Source organism: Streptomyces sp. NBC_01450 (genome assembly GCF_036227505.1).
Lineage (GTDB): Bacteria > Actinomycetota > Actinomycetes > Streptomycetales > Streptomycetaceae > Streptomyces.
In genome coordinates, this window is sequence record NZ_CP109481.1 from 1,975,679 (window position 1) to 1,999,862 (window position 24,184).

Annotated in this window: 28 protein-coding genes and 4 pseudogenes; 20 read left to right on the forward strand and 12 right to left on the reverse strand. The window is 68.2% G+C overall.

Going from position 1 to position 24,184, the window contains the following annotated elements:
• The first annotated feature begins 201 nt into the window (after nucleotides 1-201).
• Nucleotides 202-867: a hypothetical protein gene (locus OG568_RS57620; protein ID WP_329537960.1), complete on the forward strand. Its 666-nt coding sequence runs from the start codon at nucleotides 202-204 to the stop codon at nucleotides 865-867.
• A gap of 154 nt (nucleotides 868-1,021) precedes the next feature.
• Here the strand turns inward: OG568_RS57620 and OG568_RS57625 are convergent.
• The 3 genes and pseudogenes from OG568_RS57625 to OG568_RS57635 form a co-directional block, all read right to left on the reverse strand.
• A pseudogene (locus tag OG568_RS57625) lies at nucleotides 1,022-2,430 on the reverse strand (IS701 family transposase).
• A 141-nt stretch (nucleotides 2,431-2,571) separates the two neighbouring features.
• Nucleotides 2,572-2,919: a hypothetical protein gene (locus OG568_RS57630; protein WP_329537962.1), complete on the reverse strand. Its 348-nt coding sequence runs from the start codon at nucleotides 2,917-2,919 to the stop codon at nucleotides 2,572-2,574.
• A 285-nt stretch (nucleotides 2,920-3,204) separates the two neighbouring features.
• Complete coding sequence (locus tag OG568_RS57635) at nucleotides 3,205-3,375, reverse strand: hypothetical protein (RefSeq protein WP_329537963.1); 171 nt, start codon at nucleotides 3,373-3,375, stop codon at nucleotides 3,205-3,207.
• Nucleotides 3,376-3,638: 263 nt separating this feature from the next.
• Between OG568_RS57635 and OG568_RS57640 the strand changes: the two genes are divergently transcribed.
• From OG568_RS57640 to OG568_RS57680, 9 genes and pseudogenes are all read left to right on the forward strand, one after another.
• Nucleotides 3,639-3,794 (forward strand): hypothetical protein, encoded by a 156-nt coding sequence (locus OG568_RS57640; RefSeq protein ID WP_329537964.1) that lies wholly within the window; start codon nucleotides 3,639-3,641, stop codon nucleotides 3,792-3,794.
• Between the two features lie 36 nt (nucleotides 3,795-3,830).
• Entirely contained in the window at nucleotides 3,831-4,352 is a 522-nt protein-coding gene (locus OG568_RS57645) for a hypothetical protein (protein WP_329537965.1), read from the forward strand.
• 806 nt (nucleotides 4,353-5,158) lie between these two features.
• Entirely contained in the window at nucleotides 5,159-5,383 is a 225-nt protein-coding gene (locus tag OG568_RS57650; RefSeq protein WP_329537966.1) for a hypothetical protein, read from the forward strand.
• Between the two features lie 1,104 nt (nucleotides 5,384-6,487).
• Nucleotides 6,488-7,345 (forward strand): LPXTG cell wall anchor domain-containing protein, encoded by an 858-nt coding sequence (locus OG568_RS57655; RefSeq protein WP_329537967.1) that lies wholly within the window; start codon nucleotides 6,488-6,490, stop codon nucleotides 7,343-7,345.
• A 43-nt stretch (nucleotides 7,346-7,388) separates the two neighbouring features.
• On the forward strand, nucleotides 7,389-7,799 hold the full coding sequence (locus tag OG568_RS57660) for a GNAT family N-acetyltransferase (protein ID WP_329537968.1): 411 nt from the start codon (nucleotides 7,389-7,391) through the stop codon (nucleotides 7,797-7,799).
• An 84-nt stretch (nucleotides 7,800-7,883) separates the two neighbouring features.
• Nucleotides 7,884-8,111: pseudogene (locus OG568_RS57665) on the forward strand (IS30 family transposase); the annotation flags it as partial.
• A 189-nt stretch (nucleotides 8,112-8,300) separates the two neighbouring features.
• Entirely contained in the window at nucleotides 8,301-8,642 is a 342-nt protein-coding gene (locus OG568_RS57670; protein ID WP_329537969.1) for an ArsR/SmtB family transcription factor, read from the forward strand.
• A 3-nt stretch (nucleotides 8,643-8,645) separates the two neighbouring features.
• The gene (locus OG568_RS57675; RefSeq protein WP_329537970.1) at nucleotides 8,646-9,152 is read left to right on the forward strand and encodes an SRPBCC family protein; all 507 of its coding nucleotides are present in this window, start codon (nucleotides 8,646-8,648) and stop codon (nucleotides 9,150-9,152) included.
• Complete coding sequence (locus OG568_RS57680) at nucleotides 9,152-9,820, forward strand: dihydrofolate reductase family protein (RefSeq protein ID WP_329537971.1); 669 nt, start codon at nucleotides 9,152-9,154, stop codon at nucleotides 9,818-9,820. Before OG568_RS57675 ends, OG568_RS57680 begins: the two co-directional genes overlap by 1 nt.
• 648 nt (nucleotides 9,821-10,468) lie before the next feature.
• Here OG568_RS57680 and OG568_RS57685 read toward each other — a convergent pair.
• The 5 genes and pseudogenes from OG568_RS57685 to OG568_RS57710 all read right to left on the reverse strand — a co-directional run bounded on the left by OG568_RS57685 (nucleotide 10,469) and on the right by OG568_RS57710 (nucleotide 12,986).
• Complete coding sequence (locus OG568_RS57685; protein ID WP_329537972.1) at nucleotides 10,469-10,933, reverse strand: hypothetical protein; 465 nt, start codon at nucleotides 10,931-10,933, stop codon at nucleotides 10,469-10,471.
• A 298-nt stretch (nucleotides 10,934-11,231) separates the two neighbouring features.
• On the reverse strand, nucleotides 11,232-11,867 hold the full coding sequence (locus OG568_RS57695; protein ID WP_329537973.1) for a hypothetical protein: 636 nt from the start codon (nucleotides 11,865-11,867) through the stop codon (nucleotides 11,232-11,234).
• A 300-nt stretch (nucleotides 11,868-12,167) separates the two neighbouring features.
• A pseudogene (locus OG568_RS57700) lies at nucleotides 12,168-12,281 on the reverse strand (IS630 family transposase); the annotation flags it as partial.
• 49 nt (nucleotides 12,282-12,330) lie between these two features.
• A complete protein-coding gene (locus OG568_RS57705) occupies nucleotides 12,331-12,732 on the reverse strand; it encodes a hypothetical protein (protein ID WP_329537974.1) in 402 nt (133 codons plus the stop codon).
• Nucleotides 12,733-12,851: 119 nt separating this feature from the next.
• Nucleotides 12,852-12,986 carry a hypothetical protein gene (locus tag OG568_RS57710; RefSeq protein WP_329537975.1) on the reverse strand — a complete coding sequence of 45 codons (135 nt, stop codon included), beginning with the start codon at nucleotides 12,984-12,986 and terminating at the stop codon, nucleotides 12,852-12,854.
• Between the two features lie 152 nt (nucleotides 12,987-13,138).
• On the opposite strand from OG568_RS57710, the gene OG568_RS57715 reads away from it, so the two are divergent.
• From OG568_RS57715 to OG568_RS57735, 5 genes are all read left to right on the forward strand, one after another.
• Nucleotides 13,139-13,549 (forward strand): hypothetical protein, encoded by a 411-nt coding sequence (locus tag OG568_RS57715; protein ID WP_329537976.1) that lies wholly within the window; start codon nucleotides 13,139-13,141, stop codon nucleotides 13,547-13,549.
• A gap of 312 nt (nucleotides 13,550-13,861) precedes the next feature.
• Nucleotides 13,862-14,290 (forward strand): VOC family protein, encoded by a 429-nt coding sequence (locus OG568_RS57720; RefSeq protein WP_329537977.1) that lies wholly within the window; start codon nucleotides 13,862-13,864, stop codon nucleotides 14,288-14,290.
• Between the two features lie 585 nt (nucleotides 14,291-14,875).
• Nucleotides 14,876-15,127: a YlcI/YnfO family protein gene (locus OG568_RS57725; protein ID WP_329537978.1), complete on the forward strand. Its 252-nt coding sequence runs from the start codon at nucleotides 14,876-14,878 to the stop codon at nucleotides 15,125-15,127.
• A 2-nt stretch (nucleotides 15,128-15,129) separates the two neighbouring features.
• Nucleotides 15,130-15,501 carry a toxin Doc gene (locus tag OG568_RS57730; RefSeq protein ID WP_443077958.1) on the forward strand — a complete coding sequence of 124 codons (372 nt, stop codon included), beginning with the start codon at nucleotides 15,130-15,132 and terminating at the stop codon, nucleotides 15,499-15,501.
• A 312-nt stretch (nucleotides 15,502-15,813) separates the two neighbouring features.
• A complete protein-coding gene (locus OG568_RS57735; RefSeq protein WP_329537979.1) occupies nucleotides 15,814-15,939 on the forward strand; it encodes a hypothetical protein in 126 nt (41 codons plus the stop codon).
• A 122-nt stretch (nucleotides 15,940-16,061) separates the two neighbouring features.
• Here the strand turns inward: OG568_RS57735 and OG568_RS57740 are convergent, their stop codons facing one another.
• Nucleotides 16,062-16,817: a GbsR/MarR family transcriptional regulator gene (locus OG568_RS57740; RefSeq protein WP_329537980.1), complete on the reverse strand. Its 756-nt coding sequence runs from the start codon at nucleotides 16,815-16,817 to the stop codon at nucleotides 16,062-16,064.
• Between the two features lie 238 nt (nucleotides 16,818-17,055).
• On the opposite strand from OG568_RS57740, the gene OG568_RS57745 reads away from it, so the two are divergent.
• A complete protein-coding gene (locus tag OG568_RS57745) occupies nucleotides 17,056-17,721 on the forward strand; it encodes a DUF4097 family beta strand repeat-containing protein (RefSeq protein ID WP_329538310.1) in 666 nt (221 codons plus the stop codon).
• 89 nt (nucleotides 17,722-17,810) lie between these two features.
• On the forward strand, nucleotides 17,811-18,635 hold the full coding sequence (locus OG568_RS57750) for an alpha/beta fold hydrolase (RefSeq protein WP_329537981.1): 825 nt from the start codon (nucleotides 17,811-17,813) through the stop codon (nucleotides 18,633-18,635).
• 606 nt (nucleotides 18,636-19,241) lie between these two features.
• Here OG568_RS57750 and OG568_RS57755 read toward each other — a convergent pair.
• A pseudogene (locus tag OG568_RS57755) lies at nucleotides 19,242-19,424 on the reverse strand (IS630 family transposase); the annotation flags it as partial.
• Nucleotides 19,425-19,802: 378 nt separating this feature from the next.
• On the opposite strand from OG568_RS57755, the gene OG568_RS57760 reads away from it, so the two are divergent.
• Together OG568_RS57760 and OG568_RS57765 are read left to right on the forward strand one after the other, a co-directional pair.
• The gene (locus OG568_RS57760; protein ID WP_329537982.1) at nucleotides 19,803-20,240 is read left to right on the forward strand and encodes a cupin domain-containing protein; all 438 of its coding nucleotides are present in this window, start codon (nucleotides 19,803-19,805) and stop codon (nucleotides 20,238-20,240) included.
• Nucleotides 20,241-20,576: 336 nt separating this feature from the next.
• Nucleotides 20,577-21,227, forward strand: a complete 651-nt coding sequence (locus OG568_RS57765; RefSeq protein ID WP_329537983.1) for a class I SAM-dependent DNA methyltransferase — start codon at nucleotides 20,577-20,579, stop codon at nucleotides 21,225-21,227.
• Nucleotides 21,228-21,441: 214 nt separating this feature from the next.
• Here the strand turns inward: OG568_RS57765 and OG568_RS57770 are convergent, their stop codons facing one another.
• Nucleotides 21,442-22,104 carry a TetR/AcrR family transcriptional regulator gene (locus OG568_RS57770; RefSeq protein WP_329537984.1) on the reverse strand — a complete coding sequence of 221 codons (663 nt, stop codon included), beginning with the start codon at nucleotides 22,102-22,104 and terminating at the stop codon, nucleotides 21,442-21,444.
• Nucleotides 22,105-22,378: 274 nt separating this feature from the next.
• On the opposite strand from OG568_RS57770, the gene OG568_RS57775 reads away from it, so the two are divergent.
• On the forward strand, nucleotides 22,379-23,806 hold the full coding sequence (locus OG568_RS57775; RefSeq protein WP_329537985.1) for a DHA2 family efflux MFS transporter permease subunit: 1,428 nt from the start codon (nucleotides 22,379-22,381) through the stop codon (nucleotides 23,804-23,806).
• Here the strand turns inward: OG568_RS57775 and OG568_RS57780 are convergent.
• A complete protein-coding gene (locus OG568_RS57780) occupies nucleotides 23,721-24,167 on the reverse strand; it encodes a class I SAM-dependent methyltransferase (RefSeq protein ID WP_329538311.1) in 447 nt (148 codons plus the stop codon). The genes OG568_RS57775 and OG568_RS57780 overlap by 86 nt on opposite strands.
• Nucleotides 24,168-24,184 lie beyond the last annotated feature (17 nt).

Consider the following 24,184-nt stretch of genomic DNA (forward strand, 5'->3'; position numbering starts at 1 on the left):
CACAGACTACGAGATGTCCTTGATCGCGAGAGCCGTTGCCAATGGTCAACGTGCGTGGATTTCGGTAAAGTTCTATTATCCGCGTTCCGATGGCACCATGCAGTTCAAGCCGACGGATATGCCGGATCTGTCAAAGTTGGGGAAACTTAAGCCCGTAGACGGGGGCAAATTCGGGTACTGTCACCACTGTTAAGGAATCCGATGAATATGGACGCCCACCGGAAAGACCTGTACCCGGACGTGACTGCTTCGGGTGGCCTTGGGCCAGCCATGCGAGAGGCAGCACAGCTGCGCGGGTGCGACACCGGGCTGGGACCGTGGGCCGTCGACGTCGTCAGCATCCAAACGGCGAGGGGTTTCCTGTCGGTCGATCCTGCGACCGAGGAACGCCTTTTCCGGTTGAGTGTCGGCATTCCCGGGTTCGACTGGGAGATCGGCTCCACGGGGGATCTTGGATTGCTTGTGGAAGCGGTCGCCGCATGGCGGGAAGGCATACCGCTCGACGAGCTGGAGGAGAGATTCGAGTTCATGGAGCTCGACGAATTCGTCGGGGCGCTCGAACGCGGAGAGCCCACCTCTTCGCAGTGGGCTGAACTCCTGTCGTCCGACTTCAACCGGCGCCAATGGAACCTCCTGCGCCGCCTCCGTGCGGATGAGGTACTGCGGGACATGTTCCCGACCATCTCGCACGGTGCCGTGCGCCTGTGCGTGGATGCGATGGACGGAAGGAGCCGTCAGGTTCTGGTGGACGAGGTGAACGGGGAACTCTATGAGGTCATGCGCGTAGGGGTGCCAGGGGCCAGCTGGGTCGAGGTGCCGGCCGGTGATCTGATCGCCTACCTGCGAGCTGCCTTGAACGAAGAGTGATCTCGACAGATCGATGAGGTCGAACCCCGCCAGGTAATTCCTGGCGGGGTTTCTTTGCACGTGCCCGCGTGGGAGCACAGAGCGGCTTCAGAGGGCACGTCTGGGCGATGAACGGACGTTGTTACCGGTAGTTCGTTAAATCCGGCGGTAGAGGTCAATGCCGTGTCCGGTGGTGACCGCGTCGATCAGGGCCTGAAGGTCGGGGGGTGGGTCTGTGTCCGTCCAGGCTCGCCACCATCGGTTGATGGTGATGGCGGGCGTGAGCCAGGAACGGATGGCGCGTAAGGCCCTGGGCCAGCAAGGCAGTTGGGGCCGGTGGGACAAGGTCGGTCCCCCTCTCTGCCCCCTCGTCGGGGCAGGGGTCCGGCGCGGTGTCATCCAGGGGTCCGGGTGGGGCGAACCACTGGTCCCAGCAGAAGGAGAAGGCGCAGTTGACCAGGGTCTGGTGGCGGCGGATGGCGTGGTCGGTGCGGACTTGGACGTCGGCCCAGCCGAGTTCGTCCTTGACCTGTTTGTAGCTCTGCTCGATCCACGGCCGCAGTCCGTAGAGGCGGACGATCTCGGCGAGGTCGGCCGGCGGGTGAGGGCTGGTGGGGGCGTGGGGGGCGTCGGGGTGGGGCAGGTTGGTGGCCAGGTACCAGGTGGCCTTCTCCGGCAGGCCGGCCGGGTCGGTGGTGGCCACGACCAGCCGGCAGGGTGAGTCGGGTCCGTAGCCGCCCAGGCGGGCATCGGCGGCCCACCAGGTTTCGGTGTGCCCGTCGCGGAAGTGACGCTCCACGGGTGTCCAGTCGCCCGGACGCTTGGCATCCTTCCAGGTCAGGACGTGGGCAGCTTCGATAGGGGTGTGTGGCTGGTGGGCCGGGGCCCAGGTGCCGCGGTGCGGCTTGAGCGCGACCACGTAGGCCAGGCCGGCCTCGCGCAGTGCGAGGTACCAGTCGTCACTGACGGAGTAGGCGCAGTCGGTGACCACCGCCCGGCAGCCGAAGCCCGCCTCCTTCCCGCGGGCCGCGAGGGCTGCGGCCAGCTGCGGTTTCGTGCGGAAGGCCGGGTCGGACCGGCCGCGGGCGAAGTGACGGGCAGGGGTGTAGGGAGTCGCGTGCAGCGGGTAGTACACGCGGCCGTCGGTCCACACCGTGGTCACCGTGACGATGCCGTTGTCCGTCTTGCCCAGCCGGCCCAGCCACTGCCGGCCGACATGCGCGGTCGCCGTGCCGTCCTTGCGGTCACCGGAATCGTCGATCACGAGGACCCCACCGTGGTGCGGAGCCGTCGCCGACTGTTCGCGCAACAGCTCGAGCCGCCGGTCGTTGACCTGCTCGGCCTCCCAGGGGGACTCGGACAGGAAGAACTGCAGCCGCTGCACCCCCGGCATCCCCGCACCCGTCACCGGCTCCGCCCCTGCCAGACAGGTGATCGTCTTGTTCCGCTCCCGCGGCGCCAGCAACCCGGTCAGGTACTCACGAAACCCCGCCGCTGTGCCAGGCTGAAGAAGAGGTCGTCGAACCGGGCCGCATACTCCTCCAACGGCCCCGGCACAGGCGGACACGGACGGCGAGCGGTCATATGCAGCCCCCAGCAAGGCAGTTGACTCCTACCACCGGCCTACGACCAACCCGACCTGCCGTCAACCCACACCACCGCCGGATTTAACGAACTACCGGTAGACACACAGCGGGGGGCCAACCTCTTCGCTCGCGCTGTAGATCAACCTCGCCCTTCGAGCTGGGCCATCCATGCGAAGGCGCCCGCAGTGAGAGCAGCCCGCGATCCGGTCCGCCAGCGGTCAGTGATATCGGTCCAGCCGTGAAGCACCGCGCTCTGGGCGCCGTCCTCGGATGCCTGGTCGTAGAAGAGACTGAACTTGAAGACTCTGCCGTCGGCGGAGATGACCTGCCCGTCCTCGTGGTCTGGGGCCTCTTGCAGGAGATCGACGACAACCGTCCGGTCTGGGTCGAGTCCCTGGCCCTTCAACAGCTCTCGCAACCTGCGCCAGAGGTCGTACTCGCTGGTCCGTAGGAGATCGGTGTACTGAACGACGATGCTTGACACCATGAACCTCATGATCGGTCCCGGCGTCGACGAAGGGAAGTAGCGGGCGGCATCGGTGACTGCTGGCGCCCACCGGCCCCCGGTTCTGGGCGCAGGCGGGCCAACGGCTGTGACGGCTAGACCTCGGCTGGACCTTCTGATCCGTAGCTCTATGTGGATCAGTCAAGAACGGTCATACAGGTTCGCCTTGCGCCTTTGAAGAGCACTGCCGGGCACGGACGATGGTTGTGGTTGCTGTACTTCAGTGCTGTACCGCGCGCATCCGCGCCAGGAGGTTGCCACTTGAAGTCAGAAGCTACGGATGATCAACCATCCGGCGATTCCGAGCACCAGCAGGTATCCACCGATAGAGAGTGCTTTGCCCAAGCCTTCGCGACCAGCGTTCTCGATCCACCGGCCGATGATCCCGACCAGCGGTGCCACAAAAATGATCAGAAGGATGCCGATAAAGAAGTCCATGATGCCCCCCTGGCTGCGATGACTTCCTGGTGATCTAGGGCGTGATCGTAGGTCACGAGGTCTCCCAGGGGGAAGCTCCGCACCTGCCCAAACCATGTGGCAAACCTTGATCGCCATGTCATGTGGCTTGCTGCATCCGGCAAGGTCGGTCGAGCCTCAACCACTGATGCAAGCCAGCGGGGCGCCGTCCATCGGTTGCGGTCGGCACCCCGCGTCGAGCACAGGATTTGATCTATGGCCTCATCTTTATCAGGTCAATCACCGTGGGTGGGAACCTTGAACAACTCACCATCCACCTCTATCGCTGGTCCGCAAAAGTGCGGCTGCGACCGCCGCTGTTCGCCGCCGTTGGTGTCAACCGCTGGTGTCAGACCCCGACCGTCGACCCCGACCCCCTCGACCCTCGCGCGGCCATGTAGAGCATCATGCCGGCACGGCGACGTGAGGGGGGTTCGGTGAAGTGTGACGTACTGACGCGAGGTCTGCGGTTCGGCCTGGTTGTCGGAGGGGTCTGCGCGCTGGGCTGGGGCGTCGTTTGGACGGCTGCCGTGATGGTCGCGTTGGCGCTGAGGCACGGGCACGGTGTGCCTTCGGCTCTCCTCTCGGAAGTGATCCTCATGGGTGGCAGTCTGCTCGTGGGTGCGGCGCTGGGTCTGGTAGTCGGCGCGACATTGGCACTCGCGCCCGGCTGGCTGACCTCGCATGGGCTGATCCGTCGGCTTCTGGCGGGAGTGGTCGCCGGAACGCTTTTCCTCGGCGAGGTTGTGGTCAGCGTAGAGGGCGGCATCCTGCCGGTGCTGGTGATGATCATGGGTATCCCGGTGGTTGGCGTGCTAGCGGCTGCGTGCAGTGGTGACATTTCAGGAAGCAGCCGCCGTCATGCCTGGCTGTGGTCGCGCACGCTTCTGCGGGCTGATTTTCGAGCACTCGCCTGGCGCGGGAGGCTCCGTGCCGCGGTTGACGTGCTGTGGAACTGATCCCTGCCATCCAAGAATCCGGGCCACCTCGGGTGCGGGTCCGAGAGGTCGGCGGAGCCTTGATGGCTTGGCCGAACGTCGCCGCCCAGGTCCCACCTACCCGGTACCCGGAGGGCACGGGTTGCCGCTGGCCAACCGCTTTAGGAGTGAGGCTGGGAGCGGCGCTCAGTCGCCGTCGCCGGCACGACGAGCCCTGGCGAATGCTCCGCCCCGGACCAGAAGCACCGCACCGAGCACGACAAGCCCCAGAGCTACGGTGGAAAGATCCATCGCCGCTCCGGAAGAGAGGCCGAGGAGTTTGGGTCCTCCGTCCAGGACGGGCCCACCGGCCATCGCTATCCAACCCCAACCAGCCCTGGGTGACGGCGCATACGCCGCGGTTCCCCGGCCGTTCAAGGTCAACACGCCCAGAATGACGAAAACGCAGCCGGAACCCAACATGATCCACGCGGACATGGCACCCCTCCATGGGAAGGCTACTGCACGGGCGGAACGGCTTTGGTCTGTGGTCCAGCAGTGCCGTAGAGCACCAGTTTGGAAGATCGCGTAACCGGATGAGGGCTGAGCTGGCGAGACGCTGAGCTGCGGGTTCTCGGGGAACTCGCCGAGGATCCCCGCTGCTCCCCGCTGGTTGCTGTTCGACCGGGCACGCAGAGGGCACGTGTGCACCTCTGCCGCACTCTTGGCCGCCAGATGGCGAGACCCGTGCAGACGACCCCGTTGCGCGCTCACGCGGGCTGTGGGCGGCTCGCACTGCCCCGTAGTCTCGGTTCCGACCACTAGGCAAGAACGGGGGAGTTCACGGGATGGCGAAGCCGGTACGTGCAGCACTGGGGGAGGCCTGGCTCAACTGCCAGGTCTGCCAAGGGGATTTGTTCCGGGAGCGGCGTGTCCTGCTCAACAGCGCCGGCATGGAGTTCATGAAGTTGGCATGGGCCGACGAGAACGCCACGGGCCTGATCTGCTGGCGGTGCGGCTACGTCCACTTGTTCGTCAACAAGGACATCAAGCTCTACCGAGCGGACAAGTAACGGAGATCGCGAAAAAGGGTGGGGGCTGACCTGAAGTGGTGACGTGCGGGTGTTCGGCACACTCGCTGACGTCCTCCGTGGGTCCCTGCTGTCACGAGACCACGCGGTCGGCGAAGCCTGACTGGTCGAGTCAAGTCGCCGGCCGACCTGTGCGACGCTCGATGCGAATCTATAGGCGCGACGGTCAGTAGCTAGGGGTCTGTCGGGCACGTCAATTGGTCGTCTGGGGCTGAGGAGGGTCGGCTCCGATCGCATCGGTTGCCGTACTTCGCTGCTGTACAGCGCTGCCGCTGGCCACGGGCGGCTCAAGGGTGGCCGGCTCCTTGCGGCTATAACGGATCCGGCATTTACGCCAGATCGTCGTACCCGGTTCCATCAAGATCAGCAGAAGCACCCAGGACATCCCCACGAGGGGCCTTCCGTGGCGTGCGCGGTCGATGGCGTCAACGGCGAACAGGACGACCAAGACCAGAATGGCAGCTCGTTTGGCCCAGCCCATGAGGCCGCTTCGATCAGGGTTTTGCATGGTCGTCCTCTCGTGGGGCTGCACCGTATCGCGCGGGCGGTGCCGCTGATTCCCTCCCTCACCCACCACTCGCCCCAGCTCCCATCCCGCACGCCACTATGCGGCCGGCACTCGCGAACGGCGCCCCCGCCATCTCGGAGCCTGAGCGCCCCCGCCGGAGGCATGTTCTGACCGGGGGCCTTCGTACCCAGGTTTCTACTCATGGGCCGTTTCGAGTTCCTCGACCTACCTGGGCGTGCGTTGTGTCCCGTCTGTCTCCGTCATACGAGGACCTTAATGAGGGTCATCAGCTGTCAAAGCTCGTGCCCGGTGAGGCACTGGCGGAGGATACGAGATTCGAACTCGTGAGGGGCTGCCCCCAACACGCTTTCCAAACGTGTTGGGCATGGACGACTTCGTCCGAACAGCGGTAGCGGCCCAGGCGGGACCAAAATTCAGGCTTTCAGCCAGAGTTGGGGTCCGATGAGGAACGGGCCAGGAAACCGTGGGCGTACAACCCGGGGCACTTGTGGGATGTCTGAACGGTGTACGGCAGGCAACGTCCCGATGCTTCCACCCACACCGTGAGGACCCCTTCCATGAAGTTCCGTCCGGCCGTGATCGCGGCCGCCGCCTCCGCCGCCCTGTTCGCCGGCTCGCCCGCAGCCCGTGCGGCGGAGGACCCTGGGTCCCTGCCCAAGTGCACCGATGTGTCGACCGCCTACGGCGGCTACGAGCAGGACGAGGTGACGGCCTCGGTCGACGTGGCGGCCACCGTGCTGATGGCGGGCGGCGACTGGCAGCCGGCCCGGGCCTCCGTGACGAACGTCGGCAAGCGGGACCTGCCGGCGGTCGTGGCGAGTGTTGACCCCTGGCTCGAGACCGATGACCCGGAGCTGGCCGACATGAGCGACTTCGTGAAGGTGGAGGCACGGACCGCGGACGGCGGGTGGCTGCCGCTGGATGGCTCCGGCAGGATCGACGCGCCTGCGTTGAAGTCCGGCGAGACGAGGACGTACGAGCTGCGCGTGCGCGTCGTCAAGGATGTACCGAAGACGCTCGGTGGCTCCGAGTTCGACTTCACGGGCGCCTTCGCGGACGTTTACCGCTTCCCGGACACCGGCAAGGAAGTCGCCTGCGCGGGCGTCGCCCACGGCAACGACACCTTCCGGATCCAGCGGACAGCCACCAGCCCGACCCCGGAGCCCACCACCGCGAAGCCGACGCCGAGCGCCACCGCGTCGACCTCGACGCCCTCACCGACGGACGTGGCAACGGCCGCCCCGACGTCGCCGCCGGCCACCACGTCCGCTCCGCCCGCCGCGCCGTCGGACACCGACGGGCAGATGGCCGAGACCGGCACCTCGAACGCCACCGTCCCCCTCGCCGCGGCCGCCGGGGCCCTCGCCGTGCTCGGCGTCGGAGCGGTGCTGTTCGCCCGCCGCCGCAGGGGCTGACCAGCGCGGCCCGGTGGCCATGGGCGTCCGCGAGGATCGGAGCATGCCGTTCGAGATCGTGACGGCCGATGTCGGCGACCTCCACCGGGTCCTGGACGACCACGCCCGCTACTGGGGGGAGCGCGACCTGCGTGCGCTGCACCAGCCGGTCATCGTGCGAGAGTTCGGCTCCACGTGTCTGGTCGCGCAGGCGGCCCGCGACGACACCCGCGGCACCGGCCTGGGGCACCGTCTGTACGAGGCGTTCACCGAGGCGTTCACCGAGGCGGCACGGCGACAGGGCGCGGTCCGCCTCAAGGCCGTCACGTCGGTGACCCACCACGTCTCCGTCGTCTTCCACCGCAGCGTCGGCTTCGCGGCGCAGGCCGTGGAGGACTACGACGGGCCCGGCCGACTCCGCGTCGTCTTCACCCGAGCAGCATCCAACGCGGCTGACCACCGCACGCACCCGTGAGGCCCCCCACCGGCGCAGCAGCCTGGGTTCCAGGAGTCGTCGCAACACCCCGGTTCAAGGGGTGCGATGGATTCAAGGGGTGCGATGGAGTTCGGGATCCGCAAGGTGCGGACGGTGGCGCAAGGCCGTGAGGAGTTGCTCCGTGAGCGGGAGGAGTACTTCCGGCTCATGGACCAGGGTCTGACCAGTTACGAAGCGTGCCGGATCGTCGGGATCAACTACCGCACCGGCAAGCGGTGGCGAAATGGCCGTACCCCGTCCGGCAGGACGAAGGGGGCGCCTCCGGCTCAGCGACCTGTGGCGCCCTCGTCGGACAGGTCGGTCTTGTAGGGCTTGCGCTCGCTCACGACGTTCAGCCCAGCACACCCGAGCCCACCGACCGGCTGGGATGCCGCAGCCCCCACACACCTTCAGGTGACGACAAAACAATCGTCATCCGACAGGACTGCCCCGATTCCCAACCGCCTTGACGTATTCCGATATGGGAATACGATAGCTGCCATGGCACGAGCAGCGACGACGTCGGACGTCTTCAACGCGATAGCGGAGCCGCAGCGCCGGGAGATCCTGGCGCTGCTGCGGGCGGGTGAGCGGCCGGTGACCGACCTGGCCCAGGAGCTGGGGATGAGCCAGCCGGGGGCGTCCAAGCACCTGAGGGTGCTCCGGGAGGTGGGGCTGGTGCGGGTCCGCGGGGCGGGCAAGCAGCGCCTCTACGGCCTGGACGCCCGCGGGCTGCGGCCGGTCCACGAGTGGACCGGCGGATTCGAGCGGTTCTGGAACGAGAGTTTCGACCGGCTGGACACCTACGTGCAGGACCTCAAGCAGACACGGCAGGAGGAATGACCGATGGCAGGGGCAAGACAAGAAGCGCGGGGGGAGCCGGCGACGGCCGACCGGGAGATCGTGGTCTCCCGGTTCATCGACGCCCCGCGGGAGCTGGTGTTCGAGGTGTTCACCGAGGTCCGGCACCTGTCGCGGTGGTGGGGTCCGGAGGGGTTCACCACCACCACGCGGTCCTTCGAGTTCCGCGAGGGCGGGGAGTGGGACTTCGTACTGCACGGGCCGGACGGGACCGACTACTCCGAGTGGATCCGCTGGCTGCGGATCGTCCCGCCGGAGCGGATCGAGCTGCTGCACGGTGAGTCCCGCGACGACCCGAACGCCTTCGAGTCGGTCCTGACCTTCGCGCCGGACGGCACGGCGACCCGGATCGTGATGCGCACGGTGTTCCCCACCAAGGAACTGCGCGACGAGGCGGTCGAGAAGTGCCACGCGATCGAGGGCGGCCGACAGACCCTGAGCAGCCTGGCGGACTACGTCACCCACCTCGCGCGGAAGGGGGCGGAGGGCTGATGGCCAGGAAGGTGTTCTTCAGCGTGTCGATGTCGCTGGACGGCTTCATCGCGCCCGAGTCCGTGCCCGTTGAACACGAGCTCTTCGCGCCCGGCAAGCAGGACGACCCGGACGTTCAGCGCTGGATGACGCAGTGGACGGAGTTGCAGCAGTGGGTGTTCCCGCTGCGGTTCTTCCGGGAGAACCTGAAGTTGGGCGAGGGCGGCGAGGAGGGCCGCGACAACGACGTCGCGCGGGAGACGTTCGAGCGCACCGGCGCGAGCGTCATGGGCAGGCGCATGTTCGACCTCGGCGAGCAGTCATGGCCGGAGGAGGCGCCCTTCCACACCCCGGTCTTCGTCGTGACGCACACCAAGCGTGACCCGTGGGAGCGGCCCGGCGGCACCACGTTCCACTTCGTCGACGACGGCATCGAGCACGCCCTCGACCAGGCCCGTGAGGCCGCCGGCGATCGCGACGTCCGCATCGCCGGCGGCGGCGCGACGATCCTGGAGTACCTGAACGCCGGCCTGGTCGACGAGTTCTCGATCACGCTGTCACCGGTGCTTTTCGGCGCCGGCACCCGCCTGTTCGATGGCGTGGACGCGTCCAGGGTCGCGCTGGAGCCGGTCCGTTCGGAGCCGTCGTCGCGGGTGACGCACCTGACCTACGCCGTGCACCCACGGTAGCCGCGTCAAACGCCCAGTCAGACCGACGGTGGCCCCAACGGTGGGGTCGTCTGCTGGTCGGGCACCGATGGCCGTTCCGGCCTCGCGTTGGGCGACTCGGGCACCCCTCTGACGGGGTAGAACTTCCACACCAACTGGCCGTCTTCGAACTGGGCGAGGACGACCTGGTCTTGGCCTTCCTCCTCGGCAGCGCGCCGTGCCGCGCTCAGGGCCTGGGCGGGCGCGAAGGCGTAGAGAGGGGCCGCACCCTTGTTTGTGGCAAGTGATTGGGGGTCTGGCCCAAGTTGTGTGGGGCGACTGCCGAGCGCCACGCCAGGAGAACGCGCTTTCGGAGGAGCGGGAATCCGGCACGCCGAACGTTTGCCGCTTCAGCACTGAATGATCCGGTGTACTGCGCTTTCGACGGGTCCGGAGTTCCATTCGGTGCTCAGTGGCCGTGACCCCCGATCCGGTCACGCTGCGATCGCCTGAAGCGCGTACCCTCCACCCAACTGCCCGCGCCCGGGTTCCGGCACTACCGACGCGGCGACGGAAGGATTCGGGCCCGGACTCGTGCCGTTAGGGGGCGCCGGTGCGGATCAACTCGCCGCCGATGATGCTGAAGGAGGCTCCTCGCGCTATCGCGGTGAGCCCGTTCGGGGACCGCGTCTACCTGGCCAATCCGGGCGTCGCCGGATCGTTGCGGAATCTGCGTAGGCCCCGCGGCGCCAGCCAGGGGTGACCCTTCACGGCACTGACGACGGCCCCGGCAAGGCAGATGACGCCAACGCCGACCCGGCTGAGGCCGTAGGGCAACGGACTGTCTCCGGCACGTTCGAAGGCAGGTTCCATCAGCAGGACCAGCCCCCGCGGGACCGCAAGGATCAGGGCACCCCCGGCGCAGACGACCACGTACCAGAAGGCAACGACGAGGGAGACGAGCGCGATCGCCGCCCCGATCATCAACAGCCCACACCATAGCCACAGCAGCCACGCGCGATCACCATCCGCGGAGTCCTCACCGATGATGAATCCCGAGACCATCACCACCAGGCCCACCACGAACAGCGCCAAGGTCACGACACCGCGCGCTGTCGACGCTGACGAGTCCTGCAGCGAGGCGGCGACGAGCACGCCGGCTAACCCTGCCTTCACAAAACCACCTGCCGACACCGCTGACGTGACGCTACGGCATGTCTACGACAGTTTCTCACCGGCCAGGGCCGCTCGTCATCGGCGCAATCTGCCGCACACCCCTCGGCCAGCGGTCACCAGGGCCGGTACGAGATGCGGGAGATCGTCGACACGCTCCCCGACCAGGGCCGCACCGGCTGCCAGTGTCCGTTGAGGGGCTTGCGGACTTTGCAGGTCAGGCGAGCAACGTTTATGGAGGGGAGCCGGAGCCGAGACAGTGGACGAGTCTGCGTCCGCGTCATGCCTCCTGCAGGCTCGCCGCCAGCCGAACGACTGCGTCGACCTGCCTGTTCAGCGCCACAAAATCCTCCGGCCAGCCCGCGTATCGCACGCACAGTCCCCGGCCGGCCATCGCCACCGACTCCACGTCCGGCGGCAGGCCCAGTCGGTGTATTTTCCGGTATTGCACCCGTGCAGGCGAATGCTCCTCGCGGAGGCGGACCAGGACCGTCATGTACCAAACGGATTCCGCCTTGGGGTCCTCGCTCATGGCGCAAGCGATGCCCACCTCGACGCCCTCCCGGTGGCCCACGGCCAGCAGTGCGCCGCGAAAGAGGGGGCTGGCCGGCAGCTCCCACCCTTCCCCGTCGGTGGTGAACGCCGCCGGGTCGGTCTCGCAACGCCCCCCGTTGAGGCACGCCCAGGCGAGCAGGCTCACGCGGCTGCTCTCCCGCCGGTCCGCGTCTCGCTGTTCGTCGCCCAGCGACATGGCGGCGAGCAAAACCCCGAATACGACCATGCCGGCGACGAGGGGCACTATCAGCTGCCACGGAAATCGCCAGAACAACTCGAAGACGAGGAGGAGCACCGACCCGCCCCCTCCGACGACCGCACCCATGAACAGCGTGTCCCGCGTATCGTCCGTAAGGCGCATGTAATGCAGTAGAACACCGCTTTCCGTCAATTGCCCTGCCCTGGACGGTTTTTGTGCCGCGCTACAACGAACTCCCCGTGGCACGGCGGGCACTGGCCGCGCGTCGCGCTGAGCCGTGTCGTCAGCTCGGCAGGTGGTACGTGAGTTGATGTTCGCTTCTCCCTTCAGGGAGGGGCAAACGGGCCTGCCGTGGCGTCACTGGGCGGCTACTGCTACGGCTGCGGCTGGGTGAACAAGCCCTGTTCGGTCTCGGCCAGGATTCCGCGCTCGGTCAGCCGCTTGAGCTTCAGGCGGGTGTGGCACCATCCGGGCCCGGCGCCAGGTCACCACCGACCCCGTGCCGCGGCGGACAGTCCGCAGCAACCGCCGACCCTCGTCGTCATCGATCTCACGGACGCGTAGCCGTTCAGCCACCCGCACAGCCTGACGGTCACGCGCCACCGACTCCACGTCCGGCGGCGCGTCAATCACTCCTGTAGACCTGACACCGCAGGTCTGTCAGCGCTCGGGTCAGTTCGGCGTCGTACTGATCGGCGTCAAAACAAAACGCTGGGGGCCGCACCTTGTCCATGGGCACCTGCCAGTCGGACCACTCCACCATCCCGCCGTGGCGCTGCACGAACACGGACAGGTAGCCACAGCATCCGCCCGTGCACTCAGGCTCGCCCATCACTACACGTCGCCCCTCGCCGGTCGCCCAGAGGGAGCCGTGACCGTCGGCGGGCAGCGCCTCCTCCGCAAGCGGGCCGCGGCCTCCCTCTCCAACCGCCTCCGCCACCACTTCCTCGCCGTCGATCCGGAACTGCAACTGCGCAGCCCAACGGGGGCCCGGTGGCGACGCACTGACCTCAAGTCGATTGAACATCCGAGCACCCTACGTGGGTACCGGCCACCGCAAGTCCTTTCCTGCGACCGGGTGTGGGCGTGTGGACAACTACCAGTCCGGGGTGTGTCTCACCGAAGGCCGACCGGCTTGGGAACAGGTCAGCCGCCCTGGACCGAGGCGTCGTGGTGGCCGGCGGAGACGGGAGTGTCCATGTGGTGCAGCCAGTGGACCGGAACGGTGAGCGCGGGGATGCGGGGGAGCTTCACGGGTTCGCCGTCGGCATCGAGCAGCATGCCGGTGACCTGATAGCCGTGGCCGGGCGGCAGGCCGACTGTCCTGTCTCATCGGACGTTGACCGGTCTCACCGAAGTCTGACGACCGTCCTGTTCGTCTCATCGAGGTCTGAGGGGGTGTCTCGTGGATCAGGCCGCGTACCCTCGGCTCCGTGCCCCGCCGTTCGAAGAAGCCCCGCCGACTGATCGTCGACGGGCTCGCGTATCTGTGGACGCTTCGCCACAGCCACCGCGTGCTGGACGGCGGCCGGTCCGCGGACTGCCGCGAGACCCTCACGCTGTACCCGCAGCCAGGCGGCACCGGCGGCCCGCTGCGCATCGTCTTCGCCGAGGGCCCGGGCCGGTACGTGGGCGGGTTCCCCATGGGCTCCGGGGATGTGGGGTACGTCCGGGGAGGCTCCCTGAACCTGCACGAACCGGGCGCTGTCCGGGCCCTGCTCGACGCGGCGTCGGCCCGCGGGTGGCAGCCGGGGGCGCGGCAGCCGACGGAGGTCGACGGCTGGCCCCTGCTGGAGGCGGCGGCCGCCGCGCAAGCCGGGGACGCCGGCCCCGAAGGCCCGTAGGGGGTGATCCGATCCCCCCTCGCACCGACCCACCACACCCCGATCGAACTTGATGAGACTGGTCGAACTCCGTTGAGACGGGACACCGGCGGCTTCGGCCTGGTCCTCGGTGAGTGTCCGTTCTCAACGAACCCAATCGATGGCAGGCGGCCGACCTGGGCGGACTGACTTGAGCAGGTGATCTGGTCCGATTCGCTCGTCGTCACAGGCGATCTGGTCCGTTGGCGCTACTCATGTCACGCGAGACCTCGACCCGCACGGCGATGAAACCCCGGGGTCTCAGTGAGCAGCACGCGCCAATATGGTGGACCAATGGCATCGATCAAGCAGTTCCAAGTCACCTTCGACTGCGCAGAACCTGAGCGCCTCGCTCGTTTCTGGTGCGAGGTGTTGGGGTACGTCATACCGCCGCCCCCGGAGGGGTTTGCCACTTGGGACGATTTCAAGTCCTCGCAGCCACCTGAGCAGCGGGATTCGTGGTTCGCCTGCATTGATCCCTCAGGTGTGGGCCCGCGCCTGTACTTCCAGCGCGTCCCCGAAGGGAAGGCCGTCAAGAACCGGCTGCATCTTGATGTGCGGGTCGGCACCGGACTCGTGGGTGAAGAGCGCCTCGCCGCACTTGAGGCCGAATGCGCGCGACTTGTCCCGCTCGGCGCGGTACACGTGCGAACGCTGTATGACGGCAATGATTCGTGCATCCCGATGCAGGACATCGAGGGCAACGAGTTCTGTATCGACTGAGAGCCGCGAACGTGCCCTCCCAGATCAACTGAGACGGCACCGGGCAACCGTGCGTCCGGGACCAGATCAGCTGAGACGCGACGGTGAGCTCCACCGTGATGCGGGTGCCGACGGCCATCCGCAGGCCCTGGGCGGTACGGGCTTCAGTGTCGGCGTCGGTGACGGACGGAGGGAAGTACGTGCCCCGCAGCCGGCTCAGGGTCCACCAGGAGTTGCCCGCCGGCTCCGGCCGGTGCCGCCGGAGCGGGAGCTCGAACGGCACCTCGCAGCGGTAGGTCTGCCCCGCCCTGATGTCCTCGGTGCGGATGCCTCCAGGGTGCTCCCCTCCTGGGTCCGGCGTTTTCCTGGGTGGATCCGCGCCGCGCACGCGGGGCCGGGTGCCTGGGTCCAGGTGGGTGCGGGGCCTGTGTCGTCGGCGCCGGTCTGTGTCCTCACTCCCGTGTTTTCCCAGGCAGCCGGGCCGACCCGTGTCACTGATCGGCTGTGCCCTTGGCGCCCGAGGCGCGATGCGGGAGGACGTCCTCGTCCGGGTCCGGTTCCGCCATACTCCTCCCCGTGCTGTACACCATGCTGTACGGTCGGAACATGTCGAAGTCAGTGACGATCCGGGTCCCCGAGGAACTCCACGCGCAGCTGCAGGAGCGGGCCGAGGCCGAGGGCACCACGGTCACCGCGCTCATCACCGAGGCCGCGCGCAACGCGGTCCGCGACCCCCGCCTGGACAGCGCCGCTGACGTCTTCCGCGCGTTCGTCGCCGACAACGCGGCCGCGTTCGACGCGGCGTTCCCCGACGACGCTCCCGCACGGCAGGACGCCTCCGGACGGGCTGCCGCCTGACCATGGAGCTGCACATCGACATCCGCTGGCTGCTTGAGCGCCAGGCGGAGGTGCTGCCCAAGTACCCCTCGGTCCACGACTTCTCCAACCTGGTGGCCGCCGTCGCCCGCCACCGGGTCAACACCCCCCAGGTCGGCGTCGCGGTGGACAACGCCTGGCGCGCGGCGGCCCTGATGCATGCCATCATCCGGCTGCGCCCCCTCCCGGCACGCAACGCCTTGTACGGCGCCGCGATCGTCACGGGGTACATGGACGCCGCGGGCGAGACCGTCGACCCGCCGTACGGCGCGCTGATCGACCTTGCCCGCGACATCGACGCCGGCCGCGCCGACGGGTACGACGCAGCTGACCGCATCCGCTCTTGGCGGATCTGAACGCGCCCCGGCGTGCAGCGCCTCGGACTTCCTTGGTCCGGCTTGGTCTGGGGCGCTGCTGCTTTTCGCTGCACGGCGCTGCCTTGGGGTGGTGGGGTGCCGCCTTGTTCCGGAGAGCGATGACACGTGAAGGCCGGCCTGCCCAGGCCGTTGCGGAGGGGCTGTACGTGCGGCTCAGCCGAACATGGCGAACCGCCTGCCGCCGTGCCCCGCGCACTGCGAGGACCTGCCCGGGTGGCCCGGCGCCGTGACCCGTACCGCCGACGGGCTGTCGCTTCTCTGCGGAAGTCTCGGTGGAACTCCCTGTGGAACGTGAACCCCTACGGCACCTTCCGTCCGGACATGGACGCCCGGCTCGACCTGGGGCCGGACGTGGCCGTGCCCCGCCCCCGTATCTCGGCAGATGACGCCACCAGGTCAGCCATGGAGCTGCGATGAGGGACGTGCCGACCTCACCGGCCCCTGCATGAACGAGGCTGCCTGGTGGGCGCGCGATGGGGTCGGTTCAGGTTGAAGGGGCCGGGGTGGGCATCACTGGCTGTGACCATCAAGACGGCTGTCTATCCGCGATCCGAACCTGGTGTGGTGGTGTCACCTGGCTTCGTTTCGGGCTTCGTGTAGAGGACTTCGCGGACCTGCTCCGCGGCGCGGAGGATGCTCTCGCTGATGAAGTCGCTGAAGCGGGCGATGTTCTCCAGGCGGGCGGCGGCCGGGCTGGCGCGGCCGAGGATACCGACGCCCTGCCGTGCGATCTCGGCGACCTGGGCGATGCCGCGGGCGCTGGCGATCGTCGACTGGTACCAGACGTCGTCGTCGACGAAGTAGCGCTCGCGGCGGCGTTCGTCGCGTTCCCGGCGGACGAGGCCCTGATCTTCGAGGAACGCGATCGCCTTGGAGACGGACGCCGCGCTGACCTGGAGGCGCTGGACGAGTTCGGACGCGGTGAGGCTACCCGCGTCGGCGATAAAGAGGCAGGTCAGCACTCGAGCTGTCATCTTGGGCAGGCCCTGTTGCATCAGGAGGGTGGTGAACGCCTCCTCGTACTCCAACACGGCCTCGTCGTCGCGCCCGTGGCCCTGCGCCGGCGCCCCCTGCCCTCGGGGCGGGGTGTGCTTGCGCCGGTGGGCGCGGCGTTCGGTGGCTCGGTGGGCCAGGTCGGCGCGGTAGGTGGTGGGACCGCCGTTGCGCATCACCTCACGCGTGATCGTCGAGGTCGGACGGTCGAGGCGTCGGGCGATCTCGGCGTAGGGGAGGCTGTCGGCCAGCCCCAGCGCGATCTGCTGGCGTTCCTGCTGGGTGAGTCTGCCTCCCGGCATCGCGATCTCCTTGGTGATCCTTCGGGGCGGTCCCCGATCCGCCCACTATAGCGTTCACCTCTCATTCATTGCAATGATCAGAGCGTTTGCCGTTGCATTATTCTCAAGGCCATTGCAACAGTTTCTCGGCCTCTACCTGCATGACTGTCGATATTGCGCAACTAGAGCGTTGTCAGATTCAGAAAGGCAACGTAGCGTTTCCGGCATCAGAAACAACGAGTCAGCACGGGAGAGCATGATGCAGAAGTTCGACACCCCCGCCCCGATCTCCGCCGTCCTGGACATCCCCGCCGGACGCGTCCAGTTCATCGCGGCAGACCGCGCCGACACCACGGTCGAGGTCCTGCCCGCCGACCCTTCCAAGAGCCGCGACATCAAGGCCGCTGAGCAGACGGAAGTCGCCTACGCCGACGGCGTCCTGCGGATCTCGGCCAAGGCCGCCGACAAGCAGCTCTTCGGCCCCTCCGGATCCCTGGAGGTCACCGTCCAGCTGCCCGCCGGCTCCCGCGTCGAGGCCAGGGCCGCCAGCGCCGAACTCCGCGGCGTCGGGCGCCTCGGTGACGTCGTCTTCGAAGGCGCGTACCGCCAGATCAAGATCGACGAGGCCGCGAGCGTCCGCCTCACCGCGGTCGACGGCGACGTCGAGGTCGGCCGGCTGGGCGGCTCCGCGGAGATCAGCACCGCGAGGGGTGACATCCGGATCGCCGAGGCCGTGGGTGGCACGGTCGTGCTCCGCACCCAGTCCGGCGACATCTCGGTCGCCGCTGCCGCCGGTGTCTCGGCCGCCCTGGACGCCGGCACCGACCACGGCCGCGTCAGCAACGCCCTCAAGAACGACGGCACCGCCGAACTCGACATCCGCGCCACCACCTCCCGCGGCGACATCACCGCCCGCAGCCTCTGAACGAGCAGGACCAGGACCATCCGGCCGGGCCACGTTGCAGGGCCTGGAGAAGCAGGACAAGACGCTCTCACGCGACCAGGGGGAAACACATGACGAAGAACAGCACTTCCTCGACCGGATCGAAGACCGGTTCGCAGTGGACCGGCATGGTGCCGGTCGACGATACGGCCCTGGCCGTCACCGACACCGGCGGTCCCGGCATCCCTGTGATCTACCTCAATGGTCAGTTCGCCACTCAGGGGTACTGGCAGCGGGTCATCGCCGAACTGGGGACGGGGTGGCGGCACATCACCTACGACGAGCGGGCTCGCGGCAGGAAATCGAAGCGTTCCGCGGACTACTCCTTCGAGGCCGCCGTCCGGGATGTCGATGCCGTCCTCGCGGCTCGGGGGGTGGACCGGGCGCTGGTGGTGGGCTGGTCCTACGGGGCGTTCGTCGCAGCGCACTGGGCCAGCCGCAATCCGGACCGCACCCTGGGCGCGGTCCTGGTCGAGGGCGCGCAGCCGTACGACTGGCTGGACGAGGCCATGGAGCAGCGGATCCGGAAGACGTTTCGGCGGATGAGCTGGTTCCTGCCGCTGCTGCGCCCGACGGGCCTGACCCCGCGGATGAATGCCGAACAGATGGCGGACAGCAACATCGAGCTCGGCAGGCTCGCGCGCGAGCTGGGCCCGGTGCTGGACGACATCACCGTCCCGGCGCGCTATGTGGTCGCTTCGGGGGCGTCCCTCGGAAGCAAGGGTGACGAGCAGGAGCGGATCCGAGCCAGCCTCGATGGAGTGGTCGCCCGCAACGCGAACATCAAGATCAGCGCGAAGGTCGCCAGCAATCACGATGCGATTCTCAAGAAGGACGCCCCGGCCGTCGCCGAGGCCGTACGCGAGGTCGCCGCCCTCGACCGCGGCCGGCGCTGAAGACACGACCGGCGCAGTGACGATCAGTCAGGCAGCGGCCGTCGCCAGTGTCACGGTGAGACTCGAGTGTCGGCAAACGACCGTCTGCCGACACTCGACACCGTGATCACGAACCCGCAGGTGGGCAGTGTCGGCAACTCGCGTCGGAAATCGACGTCGGTGAACGGTCCGTTCGGGGCCCCACATGCGGCTCGACATCATGACCCCGGCTGAAGCCCGCGCGTGGACTGCTGCCAATACCGGACCGCGTGGCCTGGCCACACGTTGGACTGGTTCCACAGCGAACAGCTACCGGTCGTTGGGGACAAGCCCACCTCAAGCCGCCACGTGTGGTCTCATGCCGGCCGTCCCCGGCGTCCCGAACCGGGCCAACCGTGTTCGCTGAAGCCTTGCCGTCAGCGTCCCGAAGCTCTCGTCCATCTCGCCCCGCTACTTCTGGCCAACCTGTCCGCTGACTGGCTCGGCGTCGCAATCCAGTCATTCGCCGCACCGTAAGCCGACCTTGCCTGGGCATGACTGGCTCAGACACCGAATAGGGCTCTTCACGGACGAGGGTGCAGCGGTCGGGAACTGTGAACCGGTAGCCGTACTGAACGGTCAGCGACCCACCCGGACCGCGCTGGTGAACGTCACCTCGGCGATCTCCGCCACGGCCATGCGCAGTGCTGACAGCAGCACCATCTGGGCCCGCCGCCACGTCACGACCGAGCCGGTGCCTGTGCGGATGATCCGCAGCAATCTCCGGCCTTCATCGTCATCGATCTCACGAACCCGTACATGTTCTGTCACCCGGACAGACCCATGGTGACGCACCGCCTGCGTCGGCACCCGAGCGGCGCGTCAGATCACAACAGGGCAGACGCTGCTTGATACGGCGCTGGATGCCCGCCGATGACATGGCGCGATGCGCTCTCGATGCCACTGGCTCCCGGATTGTGGCGGCCGCCGACGGGAGGCAGGGTGGTGTCGAGACCGGTTGGGCGAGACGGAAGGCACAGGGCCTGTCATGGATGCGGGCTGTGGCTTGTCCTCATCGCGAAGCGAGTTGTGTGAGCCGGGAACCGGCGAACTTGGTCACCGCCGAACGAGTGGGTCGGTACACCGGTCCGGAATGCGGTGGCCGACGCAAGATCGTCCATTCCGGGCAGGCTTATGGAGGTGTGGTTCATGTCAGCGAAGAACCCAGAGCACGGGAGCGCCCACGAGGTCTCCTTGCCGCCCGAAGTCAAGTTGCTGCAGGAAGTCACTCCGCCCTTCTTTCCCGAAGGTGGTTCGGGAATGACCATCCTCGTCGAGTGGCCTCCCGGTCACCCCGGGCTCCCTCCGCATCGCCACTCGGGCCCGTCGTTCGGCTACGTGATGGAGGGCGCGCTCCGGTTCGAGCTCGAGGGTGAGCCAGAGCGTGTGGTCGAGTCCGGTGGGACGTTCTGGGAGCCAGGCGGTGACGTGATCCACTACCAGGACGGCAACGCCCTGTCGGACGCACCGACCAAGTTCGTGGTGACCATGGTGTGCGCGCCGGGTCAGCCGATGCTCACGCCGGTCGACGAGGAGGAGCTGAAGGAACGGGCGCACCTGCGCGCCCCGCGTCCCTCTGAAGGCTGACCCGCGAGATCGACAAGAGTGCGGAGTCCGGAACACCGATCCAAGGTCGGGCTTTGCAGCAACCTCGGCCTTCACCGTCATCGATCTCACGAACCCGCACAAGAGATCGACCGGACATGCCGCGCCGGCGAAGACGGATGGTTCGTCAGCGACGCCCGGCCCATCCGTGATCTGGGACAGCCCACCGGTGGCTACACCTTGCCGCGGATGCCGCTGCAGCGGCACGTTAAACCGTCGCTGATCACGTCCGTTGAGCGAGCTGCCGCCTCGGCCGCGCTGGGCTGTCCACCCCAGAGCTGATCCGCCCTACGCCGCTGCGCTGCTGGAATATGCGTCGTGTCTGCCGTGACTGCGACGTTGCCCCGCATCTGGCCGAGCCCGGGCGGCAAACCCCTTCCGCCGACGGGGATGGCCGAGGTCTTCCGTGCCTTCGCCCGCGACCTGGCGGCAGGTCGCCGCGCCTGGGACGCCGGCACCGCCCGTTTCATCGCCGGTCAGTTCGACGAGCTGGCCGCGGAGTGGGACACGAGCCGCGCCACCGGACGTGACGATCCGCTGCGCGACGCCCTGGACCGCGGTGGCCCCTTCCCTGACGGAACCTGCCTGGAACTCGGATCGGGCACCGGCCTGTTCACCCCGCTGCTCGACAGCGCCTTCGAGTGGGTGATCAGCGTGGATCTGGCGGAGCAGATGCTCCGTCAGGCCGTCGGCCGCTCACCGTTGCGAGTGCGGGCCGACGCCAGTGCTCTGCCCGCGGCCGACGCCCAGGTTGCGGTCATCGCGGCGATCGACATGCTCCTGTTCCCCGCAGAGATCGCTCGAGTCCTGGCCCCCGACGGCGTGCTGTTGTGGATCAACCAGCTCGGCGAGGACGGGCCGCAGTATTGGCCCGCCGACGACGTCGCCGCCGCGCTGCCCGGACAGTGGCACGCCGTCGAGGCCCAGGCGGGCTGGGGCGGCTGGGCCGTCCTGCGCCGCCGGGTGTGACCGCGCCGACGGCGTCCGTCGACGCGGCAATGCGCGGTGGTGCGTAGTGCACAGCGCTCGACGAGGACGGTCTCCGTGGCGGAGCGTACTCCTGCGGATTCTGAGCTACTGCCCGATGCGGTCCGGGCTCGTCCCGGCGGCGACGGCAGTTGAGGGCCTTCCCGTCAGCCGGTCGCCGAGGTGAGAAGGCGGCGCTGCCGGTTGCGCGAGGCGACTACGGCTTGGTGAGGCGTGGCGTGTAGTGGCCGAGGAACATGTCGACGCCGCCGGCGATCAGGCGTTCGGTGAGGTCGTCGTCGATGGTCGTGCCGTAGGCGCTGAACACCAGGTGCGGGTAGAGCAGAAGCGAGTACAGCTGGAGGATGGCCACCTCGATGTCCGGGATGTCGAGCCGGCCCTGGTCCACCAGGCGTCGCAACGCGTCGGCCACGGCGGGGTGGTGGCGTTCCGGTCCCGCCTGCTGCCAGGCGGCGCCGAGTTCGGGGAAGCGGTGCAGTTCGCGGCTGACGACGTTGCGCAGGGCGAGGACGTCAGGGTTGGTGCGGGTGCCGCGGACCCAGGCGTGGGCCGCGGCGGCGAGGGCTTCTCGCAGGTCGTCGGCGTCGGCCAGGCCGTCGATTGCGGTGACCAGTGCGCCTCCGAGCGGGGCGTCGAGTGAGTCCTTGATGACCCCGATGAACAGGGCTTCCTTGCTGCCGAAGTGGTTGTAGACGGTCACCTTGGACACGCCCGCCGCGCTGGCGATCGCGTCCACGCTCACCTCGAAGCCCTCGCGCAGGAACAGCTCGCGAGCAGCCGTGACGATGGCCCGTCGCTTGGCCTCGGCGCGCGGCCCGGCGGGTGGCTGCTTGGCGACTGCGGCGTTCGTGGAGCTCATGACGGCAGTCTACCCACATCTGAACTGAACGGTTGAGTTCATATGAACTGAGCCGTACAGTTCAGTTCAAGTGGCCGCAGAGAGCTGCTTGCCGTGGCGTGAGCCTGCCCGCGTGTCCTCGCCATGGGTTCTCCACGCTGCCGGGGGAGGGATCCGCCTCGTGCCTACACCGCACTGGGCGTCGCCGTAGCGCTCATTTGCTCGCCCCGCTTGCCGGCGTGACCGCGCCGGCAAGCGGCGTACACCCACCGCCTCTCCGGACCGAGGAGTCGTCATGAGCCACGCCCGCTCCACCCTCCACGCGGAGCACGCCTCCGCGCCGCCCGCGCCCCGCCGCTGGCTGATGCTGGCGCTGCTTTGCGTGGCCCAGTTCATGCTCATCCTGGACGTCACGGTCGTGAACGTCGCCCTGCCCGACATGGCCGCCGACCTCCACCTCGGCCGCGAGGCCCTCACCTGGGTCATCACCGCCTACACCCTGTGCTTCGGCGGGCTGATGCTGCTCGGCGGCCGCCTGGCCGACGTGCTGGGCGCCCACCGCACCGTGCTCGCCGGACTGGCGTTGTTCACGGCCGCCTCGCTCGTCACCGGCCTTGCCACAGGCGCTCCCACGCTGATGAGCGGACGCGCCCTGCAGGGCATCGGCGCCGCCTTGCTGTCACCGTCGGCCCTCTCGATCGTCACCACCAGCTTCCACGGTGCCGAGCGGAACAAGGCCCTTGGCGTGTGGGCGGCGCTCGGCGGCACCGGATCGGCCGCGGGCGTCCTGCTCGGCGGCGCCCTGACCGACGGGCCCGGCTGGCAGTGGGTGTTCTTCGTCAACGTCCCCGTCGGCGTCGTCGCGCTGGCGGCCCTGCCCGCACTGCTCCCGCGCCGCCTTCCGCAGCCCGCCCGGCTCGACCTGCCCGGCGCCGTGCTCGTCACCGCAGGCACCGCCTCACTCATCTATGGCCTGGTACGGGCGGGTGATGCGGGATGGGCCGGCACGACGGCCGTCCTATCGCTGGTCGGCGCCCTCGTCCTGTACGCGGCGTTCGCCGCCGTCGAGCGCGTGAGCCGGGCTCCGTTGATGGACCTGCGCATGTTCACCCGGCGCCCGGTGCTGGCCGGAGCGTTCCTGATGCTCGTGGCCACCGCGCTGCTCATCGGGTTCTTCTTCCTCGGCTCGGTCTACCTCCAGCAGCGGCGCGGCTACAGCCCGCTCGCCACCGGTCTCGTCTTCCTGCCGGTCGCCGTGGCCACGGGTATCGGCGCCCACCTGGGGTCGCAGCTGGTCGGCCGGATCGGCAGCCGTACGACCGCGGTGGCCGGCTTGGTGGTCACGGCGGCCGGAACGATGCCGCTGGTCCGGCTCCCCGCGGACGGCAGCGTGTACGCCCGGCTGATGCCCGGCCTTGTCATCGCCTCGTTCGGCATCGGCGTCGTCTTCGTCACCGCCATCACCACCGCGCTCGCCCTGGTCGCCCCGGAGGAGGCGGGACTTGCTTCCGGGGTCGTCAACACCTTCCACGAAGTGGGCGGTTCGATCGGCGTCGCCGTGCTGTCCACCGTCGCCGCGTCCGGCATCGAACACGGGGCGGCCGACGGTTTCACCAGCGCCTTCACCCTCAGCGCGATCACCGCCGCGGCGAGTGCGGTGATCGCCCTCGCCCTCGTACCGCACAGCAAGCCGCAGACGACCGGCGGCCCGCACGCGCACTGAGGTGACTGCCGAACCAGCGTCGCGGCCAACGGTTGGCCTGGGTGATCCGCCACAGCCGACGCGGAAGTCCGCCCTCCTCGAAGGCGTCGACGCGGTGCATCTTCCAGCCCTGGGCGTAGCTCTTCAAGAGGGCCTCGTCGAAGAAGGCGAACACGGCGTCCACGGAGGCGTCGGGCGCCGGCAGCGGGTCGCGTACGTCGTGGACGGTGGTCGTGATCCGGTCGGCGAGGCCGGATTCCCGGACGGCTGCGGTGAGTTGCTCCGGGGCGGTGGCACTGAAGTCGGTGGCGTGCACGGTGAAACCCTTGCGGGCGAAGAACTGGGCGCCCCGGCCGTGCCCCGCGCCGAGTCGTCGGAGCAGTGGGGGAGGGTGCCGGT